Source organism: Bradyrhizobium sp. B025 (assembly GCF_042257955.1).
In the GTDB taxonomy this organism is placed as follows: domain Bacteria; phylum Pseudomonadota; class Alphaproteobacteria; order Rhizobiales; family Xanthobacteraceae; genus Bradyrhizobium; species Bradyrhizobium diazoefficiens.
In genome coordinates, this window is the sequence record NZ_CP170150.1 from 2,224,980 (window position 1) to 2,242,731 (window position 17,752).

The 17,752-nt window shown below is 63.5% G+C and carries 18 protein-coding genes; 7 read left to right on the forward strand and 11 right to left on the reverse strand.

Features of this window, described 5'->3' with window-relative positions:
- Nucleotides 1-100: 100 nt before the first annotated feature.
- Complete coding sequence (locus ACE10W_RS10310; protein ID WP_082901029.1) at nucleotides 101-358, reverse strand: DUF1127 domain-containing protein; 258 nt, start codon at nucleotides 356-358, stop codon at nucleotides 101-103.
- 198 nt (nucleotides 359-556) lie between these two features.
- Entirely contained in the window at nucleotides 557-3,520 is a 2,964-nt protein-coding gene (locus tag ACE10W_RS10315; RefSeq protein ID WP_304551380.1) for a patatin-like phospholipase family protein, read from the reverse strand.
- 322 nt (nucleotides 3,521-3,842) lie between these two features.
- On the opposite strand from ACE10W_RS10315, the gene ACE10W_RS10320 reads away from it, so the two are divergent.
- From ACE10W_RS10320 to ACE10W_RS10340, 5 genes are all read left to right on the forward strand, one after another.
- Nucleotides 3,843-5,267, forward strand: a complete 1,425-nt coding sequence (locus ACE10W_RS10320; protein ID WP_304553715.1) for a TAXI family TRAP transporter solute-binding subunit — start codon at nucleotides 3,843-3,845, stop codon at nucleotides 5,265-5,267.
- A gap of 473 nt (nucleotides 5,268-5,740) precedes the next feature.
- Nucleotides 5,741-6,256 carry a hypothetical protein gene (locus tag ACE10W_RS10325; RefSeq protein WP_304551381.1) on the forward strand — a complete coding sequence of 172 codons (516 nt, stop codon included), beginning with the start codon at nucleotides 5,741-5,743 and terminating at the stop codon, nucleotides 6,254-6,256.
- A gap of 12 nt (nucleotides 6,257-6,268) precedes the next feature.
- Complete coding sequence (locus ACE10W_RS10330; RefSeq protein ID WP_304551383.1) at nucleotides 6,269-6,598, forward strand: hypothetical protein; 330 nt, start codon at nucleotides 6,269-6,271, stop codon at nucleotides 6,596-6,598.
- Between the two features lie 20 nt (nucleotides 6,599-6,618).
- The gene (locus ACE10W_RS10335) at nucleotides 6,619-7,116 is read left to right on the forward strand and encodes a hypothetical protein (RefSeq protein WP_304551385.1); all 498 of its coding nucleotides are present in this window, start codon (nucleotides 6,619-6,621) and stop codon (nucleotides 7,114-7,116) included.
- 368 nt (nucleotides 7,117-7,484) lie between these two features.
- Nucleotides 7,485-7,844, forward strand: coding sequence for a hypothetical protein (locus tag ACE10W_RS10340; protein ID WP_304551387.1), 360 nt, complete (start codon nucleotides 7,485-7,487; stop codon nucleotides 7,842-7,844).
- A 160-nt stretch (nucleotides 7,845-8,004) separates the two neighbouring features.
- On the opposite strand, the gene ACE10W_RS10345 is transcribed toward ACE10W_RS10340, so the two are convergent.
- Both ACE10W_RS10345 and ACE10W_RS10350 read right to left on the reverse strand, forming a co-directional pair.
- The gene (locus ACE10W_RS10345; protein ID WP_369525317.1) at nucleotides 8,005-8,283 is read right to left on the reverse strand and encodes an HGGxSTG domain-containing protein; all 279 of its coding nucleotides are present in this window, start codon (nucleotides 8,281-8,283) and stop codon (nucleotides 8,005-8,007) included.
- Nucleotides 8,280-8,885: a hypothetical protein gene (locus ACE10W_RS10350; RefSeq protein WP_304551389.1), complete on the reverse strand. Its 606-nt coding sequence runs from the start codon at nucleotides 8,883-8,885 to the stop codon at nucleotides 8,280-8,282. Before ACE10W_RS10350 ends, ACE10W_RS10345 begins: the two co-directional genes overlap by 4 nt.
- Nucleotides 8,886-9,306: 421 nt before the next feature.
- Here ACE10W_RS10350 and ACE10W_RS10355 point away from each other — a divergent pair, with 421 nt between their 5' ends.
- On the forward strand, nucleotides 9,307-10,290 hold the full coding sequence (locus ACE10W_RS10355; protein ID WP_304551392.1) for a tripartite tricarboxylate transporter substrate binding protein: 984 nt from the start codon (nucleotides 9,307-9,309) through the stop codon (nucleotides 10,288-10,290).
- Between the two features lie 238 nt (nucleotides 10,291-10,528).
- On the opposite strand, the gene ACE10W_RS10360 is transcribed toward ACE10W_RS10355, so the two are convergent.
- The 4 genes from ACE10W_RS10360 to ACE10W_RS10375 all read right to left on the reverse strand — a co-directional run bounded on the left by ACE10W_RS10360 (nucleotide 10,529) and on the right by ACE10W_RS10375 (nucleotide 14,261).
- Complete coding sequence (locus tag ACE10W_RS10360; RefSeq protein WP_304551393.1) at nucleotides 10,529-11,491, reverse strand: lytic transglycosylase domain-containing protein; 963 nt, start codon at nucleotides 11,489-11,491, stop codon at nucleotides 10,529-10,531.
- A 203-nt stretch (nucleotides 11,492-11,694) separates the two neighbouring features.
- Entirely contained in the window at nucleotides 11,695-11,970 is a 276-nt protein-coding gene (locus ACE10W_RS10365) for a hypothetical protein (protein WP_304551394.1), read from the reverse strand.
- 78 nt (nucleotides 11,971-12,048) lie between these two features.
- On the reverse strand, nucleotides 12,049-12,906 hold the full coding sequence (locus ACE10W_RS10370) for a VOC family protein (RefSeq protein ID WP_304551395.1): 858 nt from the start codon (nucleotides 12,904-12,906) through the stop codon (nucleotides 12,049-12,051).
- Nucleotides 12,907-13,058: 152 nt separating this feature from the next.
- Nucleotides 13,059-14,261, reverse strand: coding sequence for a urate hydroxylase PuuD (locus ACE10W_RS10375; protein WP_304551396.1), 1,203 nt, complete (start codon nucleotides 14,259-14,261; stop codon nucleotides 13,059-13,061).
- Between the two features lie 223 nt (nucleotides 14,262-14,484).
- On the opposite strand from ACE10W_RS10375, the gene ACE10W_RS10380 reads away from it, so the two are divergent.
- On the forward strand, nucleotides 14,485-15,816 hold the full coding sequence (locus ACE10W_RS10380; protein ID WP_304551397.1) for a sorbosone dehydrogenase family protein: 1,332 nt from the start codon (nucleotides 14,485-14,487) through the stop codon (nucleotides 15,814-15,816).
- Nucleotides 15,817-15,981: 165 nt separating this feature from the next.
- Here the strand turns inward: ACE10W_RS10380 and ACE10W_RS10385 are convergent, their stop codons facing one another.
- Genes ACE10W_RS10385 through ACE10W_RS10395 form a run of 3 tightly spaced genes read right to left on the reverse strand, consistent with a single transcriptional unit; the run spans nucleotide 15,982 to nucleotide 17,541 of the window.
- A complete protein-coding gene (locus tag ACE10W_RS10385; protein WP_161535974.1) occupies nucleotides 15,982-16,782 on the reverse strand; it encodes an SDR family NAD(P)-dependent oxidoreductase in 801 nt (266 codons plus the stop codon).
- Between the two features lies 1 nt (nucleotide 16,783).
- On the reverse strand, nucleotides 16,784-17,338 hold the full coding sequence (locus ACE10W_RS10390; protein ID WP_304551400.1) for a carboxymuconolactone decarboxylase family protein: 555 nt from the start codon (nucleotides 17,336-17,338) through the stop codon (nucleotides 16,784-16,786).
- Nucleotides 17,339-17,349: 11 nt separating this feature from the next.
- The gene (locus ACE10W_RS10395; protein WP_246740324.1) at nucleotides 17,350-17,541 is read right to left on the reverse strand and encodes a hypothetical protein; all 192 of its coding nucleotides are present in this window, start codon (nucleotides 17,539-17,541) and stop codon (nucleotides 17,350-17,352) included.
- Nucleotides 17,542-17,752: the final 211 nt, after the last annotated feature.

Sequence of the window (17,752 nt, forward strand, 5' to 3'; positions counted from 1 at the left end):
CGATTGCAACGAAGATGAGTCTCGCGAAGAGCTCGGCCCATCCAACGAGCTTAGTCGTCGCTGTCAGGCGCTTGTAACGCCATCTCGGGACCTTGGCCCCTTATAGGCTGTGGTGCCACGCTTCGAGATACAACGGAGACCTGCGCACCTCTTCAACAGTGCTCCTCGATAGGCCCAAGTCGGCGAGCAGCCGATCATCGAGTTCGAGAAGTTCCCCGTACTGGCGCCGTCGTTCCCACGCGCACGCCATTCCAGCCAGCCACACAAGTGGAAGCTTCCACCATCGCAGGTCGGGAAGAGGCAGTGAGGGCGGGTTGATGATGTAAGCGGAATTGGAAGTAGTGCTGCCGCAAGACATGTTTCACCTCCATATTGGAGCGAAACAACACTTGGCTGCGGGAGCTCATCGGGCGGTTGTCAATGTCCCGAGCGATTTATGTATCACACGCTCCGTGGGTGCTCAAGCGATAGTCAGTGAATATGAACTCAGTCATCCGCAGCAGCGGTTGGGGAAGGGCAGGCCCCTTATTCCGGATTGTGACCTTGCGATCCGGTCCTAGAGGTTCTTGATGATCGAGACGAAAGTCGGCGGCGCCTTGGTGGACGCGCCGGTCGAAAGGCCACCTCCGGCTTCGAATGCGCTTTCCGCGATCTCGTAGCCGAGCATGCGGTAGCTCTCGAATTGCGACTCCGTGAAGAATTGATTCAGCGTCGTCTCGTGCGGAAAGGTCGGGTGGGATATCGCGTAGCTCAGGACGCCCATGGGCTCCGTTCCGTGCAGGCCCGACTTGAAGTACAGCAGCAGCCCGTTTTGCGACGTGCCGCCATCGGCCTCGCCATAGAGAATATCGCCGACCGCCCAGTAAGGCGCTTTCGTTGCAGGGCTTGGACGTTCCGTGAAGCGCTTCTTGAGCAGGTCCAGGCCCCGCAGGTCGATGCGTACGCCGAGATCGATCCAGATCTTGCGCAGCGCGTTGCCGAGATCCTCGAAGGAATAATCGGGGTCGCAGCCGGCGTCGCTGACAACGATCACGCGGCAGCGCCGGCGGACCATCTCGTAGAGGCCGAGATTCTCGAAGTGCCCGCCGTCAGTCAGGTAGACCCAGCGCTCGGTCTCGCTGGTCAGGCCGAACATCTCCATGAAGAACGGCCGGAGCGCATCTGTCGGCTTGACCTCCGCGTAGTAGGCATTGTCGCCGCGCGGGTTGGCCAGCCACCAGCCAAGGCGCACGTTGAACAGCGCCATCAGGAAAGCGACGCCCGGCGACGAGTTGTAGCCCATGCTCGGACTGACGGCCGCGCCTGAAATCGCCATGGCGGTCCCAAGGGTGAGCATTCCGCCGTAGGGCCGGGGCTGCTTGGTCGTCGCGTAGGTCGTCCGGTATGCACCGTCCGAAAATACGGCGCTGCCGCTGCCGCAATGGAGCGGCGAGAACGTGAAGGGCGCCGCCATCCGTTCTTGCCATGCCAGATTTCTCGACGACACGAGGTTGAGTGCCGCGCCGATGACGTGGAACGGCTTCCAATTGGCCCCCGTCGGTGCAACGCCATGCTCCCAGAGCTCATGCAGATACGGGCTGTCGCGGCCGTCGAAATCCGTAAAGGCGTTCTTGGTCTTGTCGCGGTCCTTCTCTTTGCGCGACGCACCGAGAAAGGCACGAACCAGTCGGTTCCGGTAGAGGCTGTGGAGCGAGTAGCGGTTGATGCTGAGGACATGCGAGGCTGCATAGATCAGTGCTCCAAGCGCGACGCCGGCTATGAGCACGACTTTCCAGGGCAGATGATCGGCGCCAGCCGCGAGTGCGAACGCCCTGTCCCAGGCGATGGACAGCAGAGCGACCAGGACTGACGCGAAAATTCCCGCTGCGATCGCCGCAATCGTGTTGAGCCCGAGATATTGGCGAACGCCCGACACCTGCTCGGCGGCGGCCCTGGTCTTCGAGCTCGCTCCCAGGATGACGGAAAGCAGGCCAGAAATACCTCCCCCCGTCGCGAGCGAGGGGACGAACGCGCTGCCAAGCTGACTCTCGATCCATCTTGCGGCCGGTGGCGTGCCAAGCACGAGCCCGAACCACAGCAGCCAGCCGAGATAGGCCAGCGTGAAGAGTCCGCTCGACCGCGCCTGGAATTCGAGCCCAACGTCCACCTCGGACAGGAATTCGGCAAACGAGATGTAGATCACGTCGGCGACGATACGCGCCATCACGATCCAGGGCAGGCCGAGGACGCAGGCAAAACCCGCTGTCGCGGCAACGGAACCCGACGGGCCGTAATGCCAAAGCAGAACCAGTCCCGCGGCACCCAGCACGCCAAAAGCGGCGCCGGCGACGCACCAGGCGAAAAGATCGATCCATGGATGCTTGGGACGAGCCGCGAGCGGTGGGCGGGCCGACTTTCCAAAGACCAGGGTCCACAAGCGCGCCAGCACCCAGGAGGCAAGAAAGAATAGAACGCCAAGGATGGCGCCGCGAAGCACCACGACGGCGTAAAATTGAGCTTTTTCGACCTGCTTGTCGACTTTGAACCCGACGGCCGTGGTCACGCCCGTGAGCATCGACAGACCGTATTGGCTTCGCAACACGAAGACCAGCAACGCGGCACCGACAAGGAAGGGCATGAGATCGCAAACGAGAAACCGGGGTTGCGAGACATTGATGCATCCGCGGCCGGGACGGTTCGCGACGGAGAACGACAAGGACGCCAGAAAGCAGAGGGTTGGTATGAACATGACAACCAGGAACCAGGCCGACGTATTCTCGCGTCTGATGCTGTCGGCATCGATGACCGCAAAGTAGAGTGCGTTGGTGATGAGCACTGCAAGGATCATCGGAGGAACGAGCAGGACCCAGTTCAGGAACAGGTTGCGCAGGACGCCGGCAACGTCGCTCCACAGGTCGGGAGAAATCGGCGAAAAGCTGGGGGCGAGAAAGTGCGAGTTGCGCCGGAGGTTGGAAACCGGCTCGGCTTCTTCGTGATCGCCGAGTTGACCGACGCTGTCTCGCCGATTGAGCGCCGAAACCACCGTGCTCGGACTGGAGCGCCGCTCGCGCTCCTGATGGAGCCAGGCTGATAGCCAACTGCCGATATAACCGCCGCCCGACACGGTCGACAGATACTCGAACTCCGTCAGAGCCGAGCCGGTCTTCCCGCCCTGGTGCTTCGACGTGACCTCCAGCGCCGCAAGCCGTTGCAGGATGCCGAGCGCAAACGCCGCGCTGCGGATTCCTCCGCCGGAAAGGCAGAGGGCCCATCGGTCGTCCGCGTTCAACGCCTGGTAGACGTCGAGGAGTTTTCCCGGGACCGGGTCCGTCGGCGATGGTCTGGGCAGTGTTTGGGAGGGCTGCTGCGCAGGTTGCGGCGATGTCACGGACGGCGGTTGGGTTGGTGTCTGCGAAGCGCCGGATGCCGGCTGCGCTGGTGTCGGCGAGATGTCGGGATCTTTTGGTGCGAATTCCAGCGGGACGCCCGCGAGCGCCCGCCGCTCCTCCCAAAGGACCTGTGAAAGGTTCAATGCCCCCATGACGCCTCTCCCCCTGTTTCACTGAGATCGGCCCAAGCGGCCTGTTCAGTGTCTCCGCTGGGTCAGTTCTGGTCGGCGGGCCGAGCGTAGGCTTGACCGGAGCAAGCTAGCGGCACCGGCGACATCAAGCGTGTGAGGCAATTCACAAACACGTAGAAATTGTCATGGCAACTGCGTGGAAGCGGTCGTGACGCTAGGCACGTTGTCCATCAGAACGAGTCTGACGCCGCTGCCTGAGGCGATGAACCAGGCCGGCCGTCAGGACGTTGTTCCCGGCAAGATGTGGTATCATGGGGACCTGGATCTGCAGCTGGCGGCGGCAATGTCTTCCACCGAGAGTGCAACCAAGACGACCAGTGACGCGGCCCGCCGGGAGCGGAGGAGGAGCAATTCCTTACTGTTCGCTCTCGCCGTTGGATTTCTGGTCTTTGGTGCAGCCGCGGGTGCACTCTATTACGCATTGCGGCCGGAGGTTCTGCGGATCGCCGTTGGACCGCCCGGCAGCGACGATTACAAAGTCGTCGAGGCAATGGCCGATGCCTTCAGGAGGGAAAGTCGAACCGTCAGGCTGTCCCCGGTCAAGACTGACGGGGCGGTGGAGTCACTCGCCCTGCTTGGGGCAGGCAAGGCGGACCTTGCCGTCGGCCGCGGTGATCTGGAAATGCCCGCCGAGGCGCAGACCGTCGCCGTCGTGCGCAAAAACTTCGTCGTGCTGTGGGCGCCCTCCGAGCCTGCTGGCAAGGGCTCGAAAAGAAAGCGGTCGCCGAAAATCAAGGAGGTCGCCGATCTCGCAGGGCACCGTGTCGGCGTGATTGGGCGGACCCCCGTGAATGCCGCGTTGCTGCGGGTCATCCTGAGCGCCTCCGGCGTGGACGCTGAGAAGGTCGCGGTGACGCACTTTGGCACTGAACAGATCGGGGAGCTGGCGCGCGATCCCGCCCTCGATGCATTCATGGCAGTCGGGCCACTCGACAGCAAGATCACATCCGACGCCGTTGCTGCTACGGCGCGGGCCCGCGGCGAGCCGAAATTTCTCGCCATCGAGACATCGGAAGCGATCGCCTTGAGGCATCCCCGGTATGAATCGGAGGAAATTCCGCCCAGCGTCTTCAATGCGGATCCGGCTTGGCCGGGTGACAAGGTCGAGACGGTCAGCGTCAGCCACCTCATCGTGGCAAGAAAGAGCATGTCCGAAACCACGGTAGCCGCGTTTTTCCGGCAGCTCTTTGCCGTCCGTCAGGCGATTGCGCGGCAGGTACCTGGCGCTGCTCACATCAGCAAGCCGGACCTCGAGAAGGACACCGAGCTGCCCGTCCATCGGGGAGCGGCGGCCGTCATCGACGGCAACGAACGCACTTTTCTCGACCGGTACGGCGATTACTTCTGGTTCGGGCTCCTGCTTCTCTCCGGGATCGGCTCGGCCGGCGCCTGGTTGCGCCGCTATTTGAACCGCGAGGAAAGGGAGGACAACACCAGCCATCGCAAGAGAATCCTGGCCATGGTCGCGAGCGCGCGTACCGCGGAATCCAACCAGGAACTGCTGACCCTGCAGCGTGAGGCGGACGCCATCATCGCTGAAACCCTCGAGTGCTACGATGACGGCGCTGTCGAGGAAGAGGAACTCGCCGCATTCGGGCTGGTGCTCGACCTCTTGAGCAATGCCATTGCCGAGCGGCGAGCCGCGTTGCAACGAACCAGCTTCGAAACCGTTCGAGGCGCGACAGCAGGCTCCACGCTGCGAGGATAAGGGCGGCCATTTGAACCGGCCGTTGCGGATTCCGCCGCGCCGGCGCCGCCGTGGCGGGATCACGGAGACCATCTGGGACACCAGCATCGCCTCGATGGAATCCTTCGGTGCGATGCTCTTGATCATGGAGACCATGAAGGCGAGATTGGCTTCGTCGGTTCTGTCCGATCGCGCTCGCGCGCCGCCAAGGGGCAATGGTGCGTTTTGGCTCGATTACGTCACCGCCGACGAGGCATGCCGGCCGGGGCCAGCGCGATTGCCACCGGTTGGGTCGAACGAGACGACCGGTGAGAGCCGCGGAGGTGTGATAGGCAAGCGACCGATCTGGCAGGGTCTCCGGGGGGAGCTCGACGGCGCGCGTTTCGCATCTACTGCACAACAGTTGCTCTTCCCTCAATGGTTGTGCATACTTGCGCGTGGGGCCGTTCCTTAACGAAAGGACCATCTGTCATCCGGGCAACTTCGGGGGGAGTATGTCTGTTCTGTTTTTGCGTTCGACTATTGCCGCATTTCTTTTTCTAACGCTCGCTGCCTGTGGCACGCTCATTGCGCCTTATGACGATACGTTCGATCAAGGCCTGAATAAGTTCTCGGACGATACGGCCAAACTTCTTGCGTCGGCGTCAGCCGGCGCGGCCGAGCAGTCATATGGGTCCAAGGAAACTACGGCCTATTACGCGAGCGCGTACAACCTTCTCGATCGTCTCGATGCAAGAGCCCAGCTCTCGCGGACCAGCATTGCATGCCCAGCCAACGAGGCTCTCAAGGCGACAATACCCGATCCGATGACGCTTCCGGCGGGGTATGAAAAGTACGATTGCAGAGAGGTTCAGCTCTATATCGTCCGCAGTTTCGTTCGCCAGCTGGAGGCGGACCACAAGAGCGGCGGAGCTCTTTCACGAGCCGAGGCAAAGATATCGGGAGGCCAGCTCCAAAGAGCAATTCTTGGAGCCATTCAGGTCTTTTTGATCAACAAGCCGAGTAAATAATTAGGGGGCAAGATGGCGACCGATGTCAATTCGATCATCAAGCAGATATTGGATGCCGCGTCGCAGCGCGGTGGAGAAACCTGGGACAAGATAAAGAGCGGCGCGCCTTTGTATACGAAGGCATACGCCCAGAGTCTGGCCGACATAGCGGAGGCGGTTGCATCTGGAGATATGTCTGTCGCCGACGGCGAGGCCCATGCCCAAACTGCCAGGCTGTTGCTCATTCAGGGCTTTGCGTTCAGCTCTCAAGTGGTGCTGTACGAAGTGCAAAAATTCATCGACGGTGTGATCCAGACCCTGAAGGACGCGATCAACTCGAAGCTTCCCATTGCTCTTCTCTAGACGTTCCTCGGAGGCATTTTGTGTCAAATCCGCCAACTGAAGCTCCCAAGAGCGGCGATACGCCGCAAGACCGGCTTGCAAAACTCTTGCCCGGCGACGTCACGGCCGCGTTCCTCAGCGCAAAAGTGGCGCTGGTCGCTCAAGCCAACGATCAGGCATATCCGTATGTTTTCTGGACCTTTGTCGTCGTGCTCTGCCTTTGTCCATTTTATTTCTGGTTCGTGACCAAGGCCAAGTCGATATTCCACACGTCATTTCTCACGGCCTCATTCGCCGTCTTCGCAATCTCGATCGCCAACGTGGAATTCGAGGCGTTCTTCAAAGAGACGATTCCGCAAGCTGTGGTTCGCGCGGTGGCGATTGTGCTTCCCATCCTGTGGACTTATCTCGTCACGCAGATTTCCGTGGCGGCGCTCGACCAGCAAACGCCGCCCGGTGGTGTCCCCAAGCCGGATAGCCCTGGGGGCGCAGTCGGCGCTGCGGCAGCTGGACCCGTCAATGCTGGCGCCAACTCGTGAATGCTCTCGTCTCTTTCGCAGTGACTTCTGCGCTCTGCGTGATCGCCGGGACCGCGGGGGCCCAGGACGTTTGCTTGCGTCCAACGCCAGTTGCTGCGTTGAACCAGGTCCGGACCAATATCCTGGCTCTCAGATCGAGCTTTGGGCCCGCTTCTATCGCTGAAGGGTGCAGCCGTCTTGATCACGACGGACGCTTCACCGGAATAATTCAATTCTACCTGCTCCCGCCCTCATCAAACGATACGAGCCCCGCATACGTCTTGATCAAATCATACCGAACGTTTGCGAGGCCAACGCAGGACAAGATCAAGATGAGTCGCGGAGGAGGTTGGCATACCGACAGATCAACGTCTGCGAGACCGGATTACATGTCGCCACCTCAGTTGAAAGACAAGCCGTTCAGAGGGAGCGTGGCCCAGTGGAATGAAGCCCACACGTCCGGCGCCATGCCTGAGATCATGACGAACAAGCTTGGCCAGCCCTTCCACGCTTATGCCGATGTCGACAAAGCCTTGCCGTCGACGGAGCCGGCTGCGTTCTGGCAAGCCGGCGCTTTCGACTTCAGCAAGGGATCGCAAACCAACTATGTGATCCGCTTCCCGGCCAACTCCAGTAACCCGATTCCGTTCGAGGTGGGCTATGGCGAAGACCTGATGGAACTTCGCCTCGAATTCTATTCGAGTATCGATGCTCTGTCCGAGAAGAACTACAGCTTTGTTTTTAGATGATGCCATGCGTGTGGGAGGAGGCGACAGGTTCGCAGTTCGATGCGCTCCTTTCGATCGGTGCAATCCATTTCGTCCGGAGTGCCGTCGCATACGAGCGGAACACGCGGATGAAGTTGCGTCCAAACATTCTCAAAGGCGATCCGGGCAATCGGCTGTCGGTTTAGGATTGGCCGCTCAGATCCTTGAGTAGCTTCCGTCCCTCTGCCAGCAATAGCTGGATCTGCCGCCGTTCGGCGATTGCCTCTTTTGCGAACAGCCCGTGCGTTCGCGCGTTTTCGTTGTCCCTCGGCGCTCCCGATCTCCTCGCCCCGCCATGCATGCGACATCGCATCTTCCCGTGTGCGGCTGGCGCGCGGCAGGCATCGCCATCGCGAGTCCTGGCGCCGCAGCGGGGACTGCTCCGCATCGGGATGGTGTTGCGGGTGTGGCCGCCGGTCATGGGGTGGCGCCTTGCGTTGCCTCGCTCGGGCTCGCCTCCGCAACAAGCACGTTCGCATGCTGCGTGACGTTGCCCACGATCGCGTGTCCTCCGTCCTGAACGGACAGGTTTTTCACCGTGATCGCGCGCTCGTCGCTGTTGCGGTGGCGGCTCAGGGCCTCGACCTGAGCGGCGAAGGTGCGGGTCAGCCGGGTCAATGCGCGCGTGACGCTTTCCTGCTGCGGGAGGTTGTCGGTGCAGGCGAGGCGACAGGCGCAGCGCATCGTCGCCACGTGCACGGAGACCATCTGCGACACCAGCATGGCTTCGATGGAATCCTTCGGCGCGATGCTCCTGATCATCGAGACCATGAAGGCGACATTGGCCTCATCGGGCTTCTGTCCGACCGCGCTCGCTTTCACCAATTGCCTGAGAATGCCGTGCAGCGCGTCGCGGTCAACGGCACCGAGTGCCTCGGCCAGCAGCCGCTCGCCGGCTTGCGGGTCCGGATGGGTGATCGCAATGCGCCGCTTGTACAGTCTTATCCGCGGGCTCGCGGCGGGGCCGCCGCGATCGCTTGTTGTAAGCGGCGAGGTGGTGGGGCGGTTCGGTGCTGTCGTCATGTGCTGTGTCCTTTGCCGGCGCGGGCGCGCACGAGCGACCGTTCGCTGCTGCGCGCGGATGCGAATTTCGGGATGTCGATGAAGGGCTTACCCGCGACCACGTCGAGGCGGCCCCGGTGGGGCCGGCCGTTACGCTCACGATGGTTGCGATGATGGCATTCTGCCGGTGTTTTGCCCGACGAGTCAAACGGCGTTGCGAAGCGCGCAAGTCCTTGTTCTTCCAAGCACCGGCTACTGTGCATGGGGTTGTTTTCGCGCTTTTTGTTTTGAGCCGGCGCTTACGTGCCGTGCGACGGAATTGCGAGGCGCGTCGTGTGTGGAAACGCGATTGCGCAATCCCGTGCGGCCGCTCATCATGATCCTCGAACGCGCCGCACCAACAAGCAAGTACAAGCGGCGCCGAAGTCTGGGGAGAGAACGAATGCAACGAACGGCTCGCCTGCTGGCAGTCATCGCCGGATTGTGCGCCTGTGCGCCGGCGACAGAGGCCCTCGCGCAGAAATATCCGGCGCGGCCGGTCAAGATCATGGTCGGCTTCAGCGCGGGCGGGCCGGTCGATGTCGTCGCGCGCATCATCGGCGACCGGCTGGGCAACAAGCTCGGGCAGCCCTTCGTGATCGAGAACCGCGCCGGCGCCAACGGCATGATCGCCGCCGAAGGCGTGGCTCGTGCGGATACGGACGGCTACACCATGCTCGCCTGCAACTCGTCCACCATCACGCTCAACAAGACGCTGTTCAAGGACATCCGCTACGACCCGGAAAAGGACTTCGCGCCGCTCACCACCGTCGTCTCGGCGCCGCTGGTGCTGGTGGTCAATCCGGAGAATCCCAGGACGGCCGACATCAAGACCGTGGCCGATCTAGTTGCCGCGGCGAAGGCGAGGCCCGGCGAGCTTGCCTACGGTTCGGGCGGCAACGGCAACCTCGCCCATCTCGCCATGGAGCTGCTCGGCCAGAAGGCCGGCATCAAGATGATCCACGTGCCCTATCGGGGCGGCGCCGCGTCCGAGGTCGGCATCCTCGCACAGGAGGTGCTGGCGGTGTTCGATCCCCTGTCGGCCGTGCCGCTGGTGAAGGCCGGCAAGCTGCGCGCGCTCGCGGTGTCCTCCGCCGAGCGGCTGCCGTCGCTGCCTGATGTGCCGACGGTTGCGGAGGCAGGCTATCCCGGTTTCGACCTGTCGTTCTGGGTCGGCTTCTTCATGCCGAAGGCGACCCCCGCGCCGATCCTGGAGGCGCTGCACCGGGAGATCGTCGCCGCCGCCAAGGATCCGGCGGTCGCGGAGAAGCTCGGCTCGCAGGGCGTGGTCAGCGTGCTGAGCCCGGCCGAGTACGCCGCGAAGATCGCGAAGGAGACCAGGGAACTCGCCGAGATCGTGGCGGCGGCGAACATCAAGGCTGAGTGAGGTGGGCGCGGCTGTCGCGCCGCGGTGGCCTTAACCTCTCCCGCTTGCGGGAGAGGTCGGCGCGCAGCGCCGGGTGAGGGCTTTTTCTTCTGGGAGATTGTCCCGCCGCGGAGAGACCCTCTCCCCAACCCTCTCCCGCAAGCGGGAGAGGGAGCGCACCTCCTTCGCGGTAGCCATCACAGCCACAGGATCTGCTTGCGGCAGCCCAAATCGTTCAGCAGCGACAAGCCGGTGTGAGCTAGCTCGAAGAGCGTTCGCGCGCCGCAAAGCGGATCGCACGAGCTTTTGCACTCTTTCCGGCCGCGCGGGCCGCGATCATGCTCCGCGCCTTGCCGTGGGCCCCGGCATTCCTGCGCAGCAAGGTTGCGAACCGCTTGCGTGCACGGCTCGCCGAGAGCCGCGCCGCCAGCTGCTCGGCCTTGCGCATGATGGTGACGACCGACGGTGTCAGGTTCACCGGAACCCAGGCGACGTCCTTCATCTTGGACAGGCTGCCAACGCCTTCGCAAGGCGCTTCGCGCGGCAGGTCGATCCGGATTGCGAGAGCCTCCGCGCGCTCGGTCCAGTCCTCGGCCCTGGTGCCCGTGATGATGCGGACATAGTCGCGCGTCTCGCGCGGCAGCTCGCTCTCTCTGGCGAGCCACTTCTGGATGCGGCCGGGACCTGCGTTGTAGGCGGCCGCGGCGAGGCCGAGATTGCCGAAATCGTCACGGAGCTTGCGCAGGAATTTTGCCGATGCGGGCAGCGCTTTGATGGGATCGAAGGGATCATCCAACCCGACCTCGGCCGCCGTCTCCGGCATGAACTGCGCGACGCCCTGCGCACCGGCCGGGCTGACCTCGTTGGAACGAAAGCGGCTCTCCTGCCAGAGCAGGCGCGCGAAGAACGGCACGGGAATGCCGCTGGCCTCGGCGGCTTCGCGAAGCGCGTGGCAGAATTGTTCGGTCGGTGAGACCGGAATCTGCACGACGGTTTCGACTGTGGGGACCGGTTCGATCGTCTCGACGTAGGCCGCGCGCGTATTTGCCAGCTCAATGGCCTGCACGCTTGCGAGGAAGAGTTCGGCGAGGGGAACCAGAGAAGGACCGCGATCGGTCTTGAGAGCAGCGTGGTCGATGCTTGACGGCTGCCAGGAGGACGACGAGCCGACGTCGCACATCAGAATCAGGAACGCAGCGCAAGCCGCGACGACAAATCGCATCTCGGTAAGAGTCCTCGAACTGTGGGGGAACGACCAGCGCGTGCGCCGGTGAGGAGGACTTCATTAACCGTAATTGCGGCGAAGCTGCGATTCCGCGCGAGGGCAGGTGTTAGTACGGGGGCCTGCCGCAGAACATGCGCCGCCGGCCCCGCGGATCTACGGGGACCGCGAGCAAATGCGACGTGCGAGTGGTGGCACGGAGGCTAGTCCTTCGGAAAGTCCTTGCGCATCGCGATCTCGGCGGCATCGCCGGGCGACAGCACGGTCTGGTCGAAGGCCGGCTGCGGCCTCGTCATGATGTCGTAGAGCGAGATGCCCTTGATCGGCTTGCCCATCAGCTCGCGGACGCAGTCGGCGAGCGTGCCGTTGTAGACGAGATAGGGCGGACCCCGGTCCTTCTGCCTCTCGCCCTTTAGCGATGGCCACTTCTTCAGTTCTGCCGGCGCGTCATAGGCGATCGGCGATCCCTCTTTAAACATGCGTCTGGTTCCGGGCGGCGTATATAGGCCAGAAGCCTAGAGCCGCCCGGTAAACGCACGTTAAAGAATTAGTTCAAATCAGCCGGCAACGAAGGCGAGCAGGGTGCCGTTGGCCTTGGCCGGCGGCACCACGATCGCGGGCCCGCTGCGCAGCGCTGCCGTGCCCAGCGCCTTCTCGGTCGCCGCGAGATCGCCGCTGACCAGCACCAGCGCCGCGCCGCCGCGCTCGGAGAGGCCCGCGAGCGGCACGCCGGGATAGCGCTTTCCGAGCTGGTCCAGCGTCAAATAGACGAAGTCGGCACGATCGCCGCCGGAGGGCACGGTAACCGCGCCGTCGGCCTCGGTCTTCGGTTCGCGGTCGATCAGGCGCGCGAGGTGCGCGGCCTCCTTCGCGGGCTCGGGCGTTGCGATCAGCGTCTGCTTGATCCGCTTCGCCGCATTGGCGTGCTTCATCAGTTCGGGGATCCACACCGTCTCGCGGGTCTTGTGCTGGCAGGCGAAGATGCGCACGCCGCCCGGCGCTTCCGCGGTCGGCCACATGAAGGTGCGGAATTTCGCCGCCGAGACCGTGCCGTCAGGCAGCGTCACCGGCCGCTCGAAATCGGTCGGGCCGATCGGCGTCAGGCCACGCGCGCGGATTTCCTCTGCGCCGGCGGCGCTATCGACCGCCGTGAAGGCGATACGCTCGATGCCTTCGCCGCGTGTGTCGAGGAAGGCGCGGGCCGGCGCATTTTGCTCGGTCGCGGCCAGCACGCCGAGCAGCTCCATATAGTCCGGGTCGAACATAATGGTGTAGTTGCCGGTGCCCATATGCGCGCTGTGGGTGCCGCGCGGCGACACCGTGAAGCCGAGCTGCCGGTAGTTCTCGGCGGCCTTGTCGAGGTCCTTCACCATGACCACGGCGTGGTCGATACCGATGACGTTCTTGAGGGCCACTGTGATTTCCCCGCGGCAGATGCAGATTGAATTTGGACGGCACGAACGGCCGCCGTCCCAATCTAGGCCGGATAGACGATCAAGTCATTTTCAATTCAGTGGGACATGCGGAAATTTCATTCCGCGAAACGTGATATCGACGCGCGATGGCGTCAGCGCGCCTGCTCGATATAGGCGGCGAGGATGGCACGCTCCTCGCCGGTCATTTCGGTGATGTTGCCGGGCGGCATCGCGGTGGACCAGGCCGCGACGCGGCCGATCAGGCGAATGTTGCGCTGGATGTGCTCGGGCGCGTCGAGCAGGATGCCCTTCGGCGCGGTGACGATCCCGGCCCAGACCGGTTCGGCCGCGTGGCACATGCTGCAGCGGGACATCACGATCTCCTCGACATTGGCGACCGTGACCGGTGCCGATAGCGCGCCGGTCTTCACCTCGCGCGGGCCGGCCGCGGAGAGGAAAAGGATCGCGATCGCGCCCGCGGAGGCGACGCCCCACACCCACCACGGCGATTGGCGCCCGGCGTGGCGCTCGTTGAAGAAGTGGCGGATCACGGGGCCGAGCGCCAGGATGATCGCGACGATGATCCAGTTGAAGCGCGTGGCGTAGAGCAGGGGATAGTGGTTGCTGATCATCAGCACGACCACCGGCAGGGTCAGATAGTTGTTGTGGACCGAGCGCTCCTTGCTGGTCTTGCCGAGCTTCGGATCCGGCGCCTGTCCCGCGATCAGCGCTGCGACGATCTTCTTCTGGTTCGGGATGATCAGCGTGAAGACGTTGGCGACCATGATGGTGCCGATGATCGCCGCGATCTGGTTGAACGCGCCGCGACCGCTCAGCACATGGGTGAAGGCGTAGGTCAGCGCGACTAGGAACAGATAGCCGCCGATGGCGAAGGGCAGCTCGCGCTGGGCAAGCCCGGTGCGGCAGGCAGCCTCGTAGAGCGCCCATGCCAGAGCCAGGCTGAAGAAGCTGAACAGCCCGGCCTGGAACGGCGTGAGATCGAGGATCGACTTGTCGACCAGGAACAGGTCGGCCTCGAGATAATAGACCACCACCATCAGCGCGAAGCCGGACAGCCACGTGGTGTAGGCCTCCCATTTGAACCAGGTCAGCTCGTCCGGCATCTGGGTGGGCGCGACCAGGTATTTCATGATCCGGTAGAAGCCGCCGCCATGGACCTGCCAGGCTTCGCCCTGCACGCCATCAGGCAGATCGCCGGGCAGATCGCTCTTGGGCTTGAGGCTGAGGTCGAGGGCGATGAAATAGAAGGAACTGCCGATCCAGGCGATCGCCGCCACCACGTGCAGCCAGCGGAGCAGCAGGCTCGCCCATTCCGATATGATGGATCCCCACATGATCACCCCATCAGGTGCGACATGGACGCCGCAGCTTTCATGGCCGCAACCGGCGGCCCCTCCCTTGCAATGTGTTGCACCTATCCGTGATGTTTTCCAGTACGATGGGCCGCGGCTGATGCACATCGTGCGGGCATGAGCTGATGTGGGATGCGGCAGGCGTTTTTCCCGCCGGATCGATCGGCGTTGACGCTTGAGACATGCGCGCCGGGAGGAAGACGACGTGAAAAACAGGATATGGTCCGCAGCGATGGCCGCGGGATTGCTGGTCGCGGCCGCGACATCTGCGCAGGCCGAGCCGGTGATGCAGGGCAGGGACGCCTATGGCGACTGGCAGTCCGACAGGCCCGGCACGGTCAGGTTGATCCGGCCGCGGGATCTGGTCAAGCCTGGTGCCACGCGGTCGGTTGCGAGCTTCGCGCGCGTGGTGCCGCGGCCGTCGGATGCCTCGCCGCAGGTGCCTCCGGGTTTCAAGATCGAGCTGTTCGCCGAAGGCTTGCGCGCGCCGCGCATCGTACGCGTCGCGCCGAACGGCGATGTCTTCGTCGCGGAGACGCGGGCGGGTACCATCCGCGTGCTTCGTGCAGGAGAGGGCGGCAAGGTCGCGGCCAACGAAGTCTTTGCCAGCGGTCTGCGGCAGCCATTCGGCGTTGCCTTCTTTCCGAACGGCGACAATCCGCAATGGGTCTATGTCGCCAACACTGACAGCGTCGTCCGCTTTCCCTATCAGGCCGGTGACCTCAAGGCGCGCAGCAAGGCGGAGAAGATCGTTGCGAGCCTGCCGCATGACGGCGGCCATTCGACCCGCGACATCGTCTTCACGCCCGACAACAAGCGCATGCTGGTCTCGGTCGGCTCGCTCAGCAATGTCGCCGAGGGCATGGGCACGCCGCCGGGCGGGATGGATGCGTGGTCGAAAACGCAGCCGCTCGGCGCGGCCTGGGCCAGCGAGACCGAACGTGCCACCGTGCTGGCGTTCACTCCCGACGGCAAGGAGCGGAAGATCTACGCCACCGGCATCCGCAATTGCGTCGGCCTCGCGATCCAGTCGCAGACCGGCCTGCCGTGGTGCTCGACCAACGAACGCGACGGCCTCGGTGATGACCTCGTGCCCGACTACGTGACCAGTGTGAAGGAGGGCGCCTTCTACGGCTGGCCGTGGTTCTATATCGGCGGCAACGAAGACCCGCGTCATGCCGGCGCGCGACCGGACCTCAAGGACAGGGTGACGATCCCCGACGTGCTGATACAGCCGCATTCGGCATCGCTCGGCATGACCTTCTATGAGGGCACGCAGTTTCCGTCCGACTACCAGGGCGATGCCTTCGCCGCCGAGCACGGCTCCTGGAACCGCTCGAAGCGCACCGGCTACAAGGTGATCCGCATCCGGATCAAGGACGGCAAGCCGACCGGCGAGTACGAGGATTTCGTCACGGGCTTTGTCGTGAGCGACATGGAAGTGTGGGGAAGGCCGGTGGGTGTAGCCGTGGCGAAGGATGGATCGCTGCTGGTGTCGGAGGATGGCAACGGCACGATCTGGCGGGTGACGCATTGACGCGGAGCGAGCTCTCTTCGCCTCTCCCCGCGTGCGGGGAGAGGCCGACGCGCGCAGCGCGGCGGGTGAGGGGGACTCTCCGCGAGTCCAACTCTCACCGTTTTCGCGGAGGCGGCCCCTCACCCCGACTCTCTCCCGGTAAGAACGGAAAGGGGGAAGAAAGACCTACCCCCGTCTCACACTCGCTCCGCCATCCACCGGCAGCGTCACGCCGGTGATGAAGTTCGCTTCGTCCGACGCCAGGAACAGCGCGGCGTTCGCGACGTCCCACCCCGTGCCCATCTTCCTGCGCAGCGGCACCTTGCTGTCGCGCTCGGCTTCGACTTCGGCGCGGGTCTTGTGCCATTCGCGGGCGCGGGTATCGACGGCCATCGGCGTGTTCATCAGGCCGGGCAGGATGACGTTGGCGCGGATGCCGTATTCGGCGTTCTGGTAGGCGAGCTGTTCGGTAAAGGCGATCATCGCCGACTTCGTCGCCTTGTAGGCGACGTAAGGGTAGGTGGTGATCGCCGCCATCGAGGAGATGTTGATGATCGCGCCGCTGTTCTGCGCGCGCATGATCGGGATCACTTCTTTCGCAGCGAGAATGCAGCTCTTCAGATTGATGGCGACGACGCGGTCGAACGCCTCTTCGGTGATCTCCAGCAATTCGGCATCGCCGCCGGACAGGCTGACGCCGACATTGTTGTGCAGCACGTCGATCCGGCCCCAGCGCGACTGCGCCTCCTTGACCATCGCCTTGATGTCGGCGGTTTTGGTCACGTCGGCCTTGAAGGCTGCGGCGATGCCGTTCGTCACGGCGATCATCGCGACGGTTTCCTGCGCCGATTCCAGATGATGATCGACGCACAATACCTTGGCGCCCTCGCGCGCGAAGGTCAGCGCGGTGGCGCGGCCGTTGCCCATGCCTTCGCCAGGGCTCTGGCCGGCGCCGACGACGATTGCAACCTTGTCCTTCAAGCGCATGTCAGTTCACTCCGGGGATCGGGTACTGCTGGAGTACCTCTTTGTAAGTGGGCTCGTTGTCGATCTTCATGGTCGCGAGCACGCGCACGACGCCGCAATAGAAGGCAATGGTGAGGACGAGATCGACCATGTGCTCGTCGGAAACATGCTGCTTGATCTCGGCAAAGGTCGTGTCCGACATCGCGAGCTCGCGTACCATCTCGCGGGCGCCTTTCAGGACCGCCCTGGCCAGCGGCTTGAGCTTCGAGGGCTTGCCCTCGGTCTCCGCCATCAGGCCTGCGATGTCCTCGTCGGTGACGCCGAACTCCTTGCCGATCTTCACGTGATGGGTGAACTCGTATTCCGATTTCTCCATCCAGCCGACCTGGAGGATCGCAAGCTCCCGCAGGCGCGGGTCGAGCTTGCTCTTGAAGCGGATGTAGCCGCCGATGCCGTTGAAGGCGCGCGCCATCTCCGGCGAGTTGACCAGCAGCTTGTGCAGATTGGTGTTGCGCTTGAGCATGTCGCGATATTCAGGCGCGACCTGGTCGGCCTCGAGATAGGGCAGGCGGGCCATCGTGTGTCTCCTCAGTGTTCTCTGGACTCGCGTTCGGGCGCCTGCAGCGTCACGCCGCCATCGACCACCAGCACTCTTGCGCCGGCGCGGGCCAGCAGAATTGCTGCAGCGCGGCCGTTGCCGATGCCGTCGCCCGCGGCGCCGCTGCCGCTGATGGGCGCCACCTTGCCGGCGAGGCCGGCATCGTCCTCAGGGCCCTGCATCCCGTTTCATCCCGATATTTTCGTGCAAACTAGCAATGGAGTGCGGAGGTGAGAAGGCCGGCCGTCCCGCGTAGATGTCATTGACATCGCATGGAATTGCATGCCGCCGCGCGAGACGCTCCGCGGTTGAGCGGGCGCGGCGCGGAACCATCTTCACACAACTGCGTTTGCGGCGGGGGCGTTTTTCACGTTAGGCTTGCCCCCGGGGCTT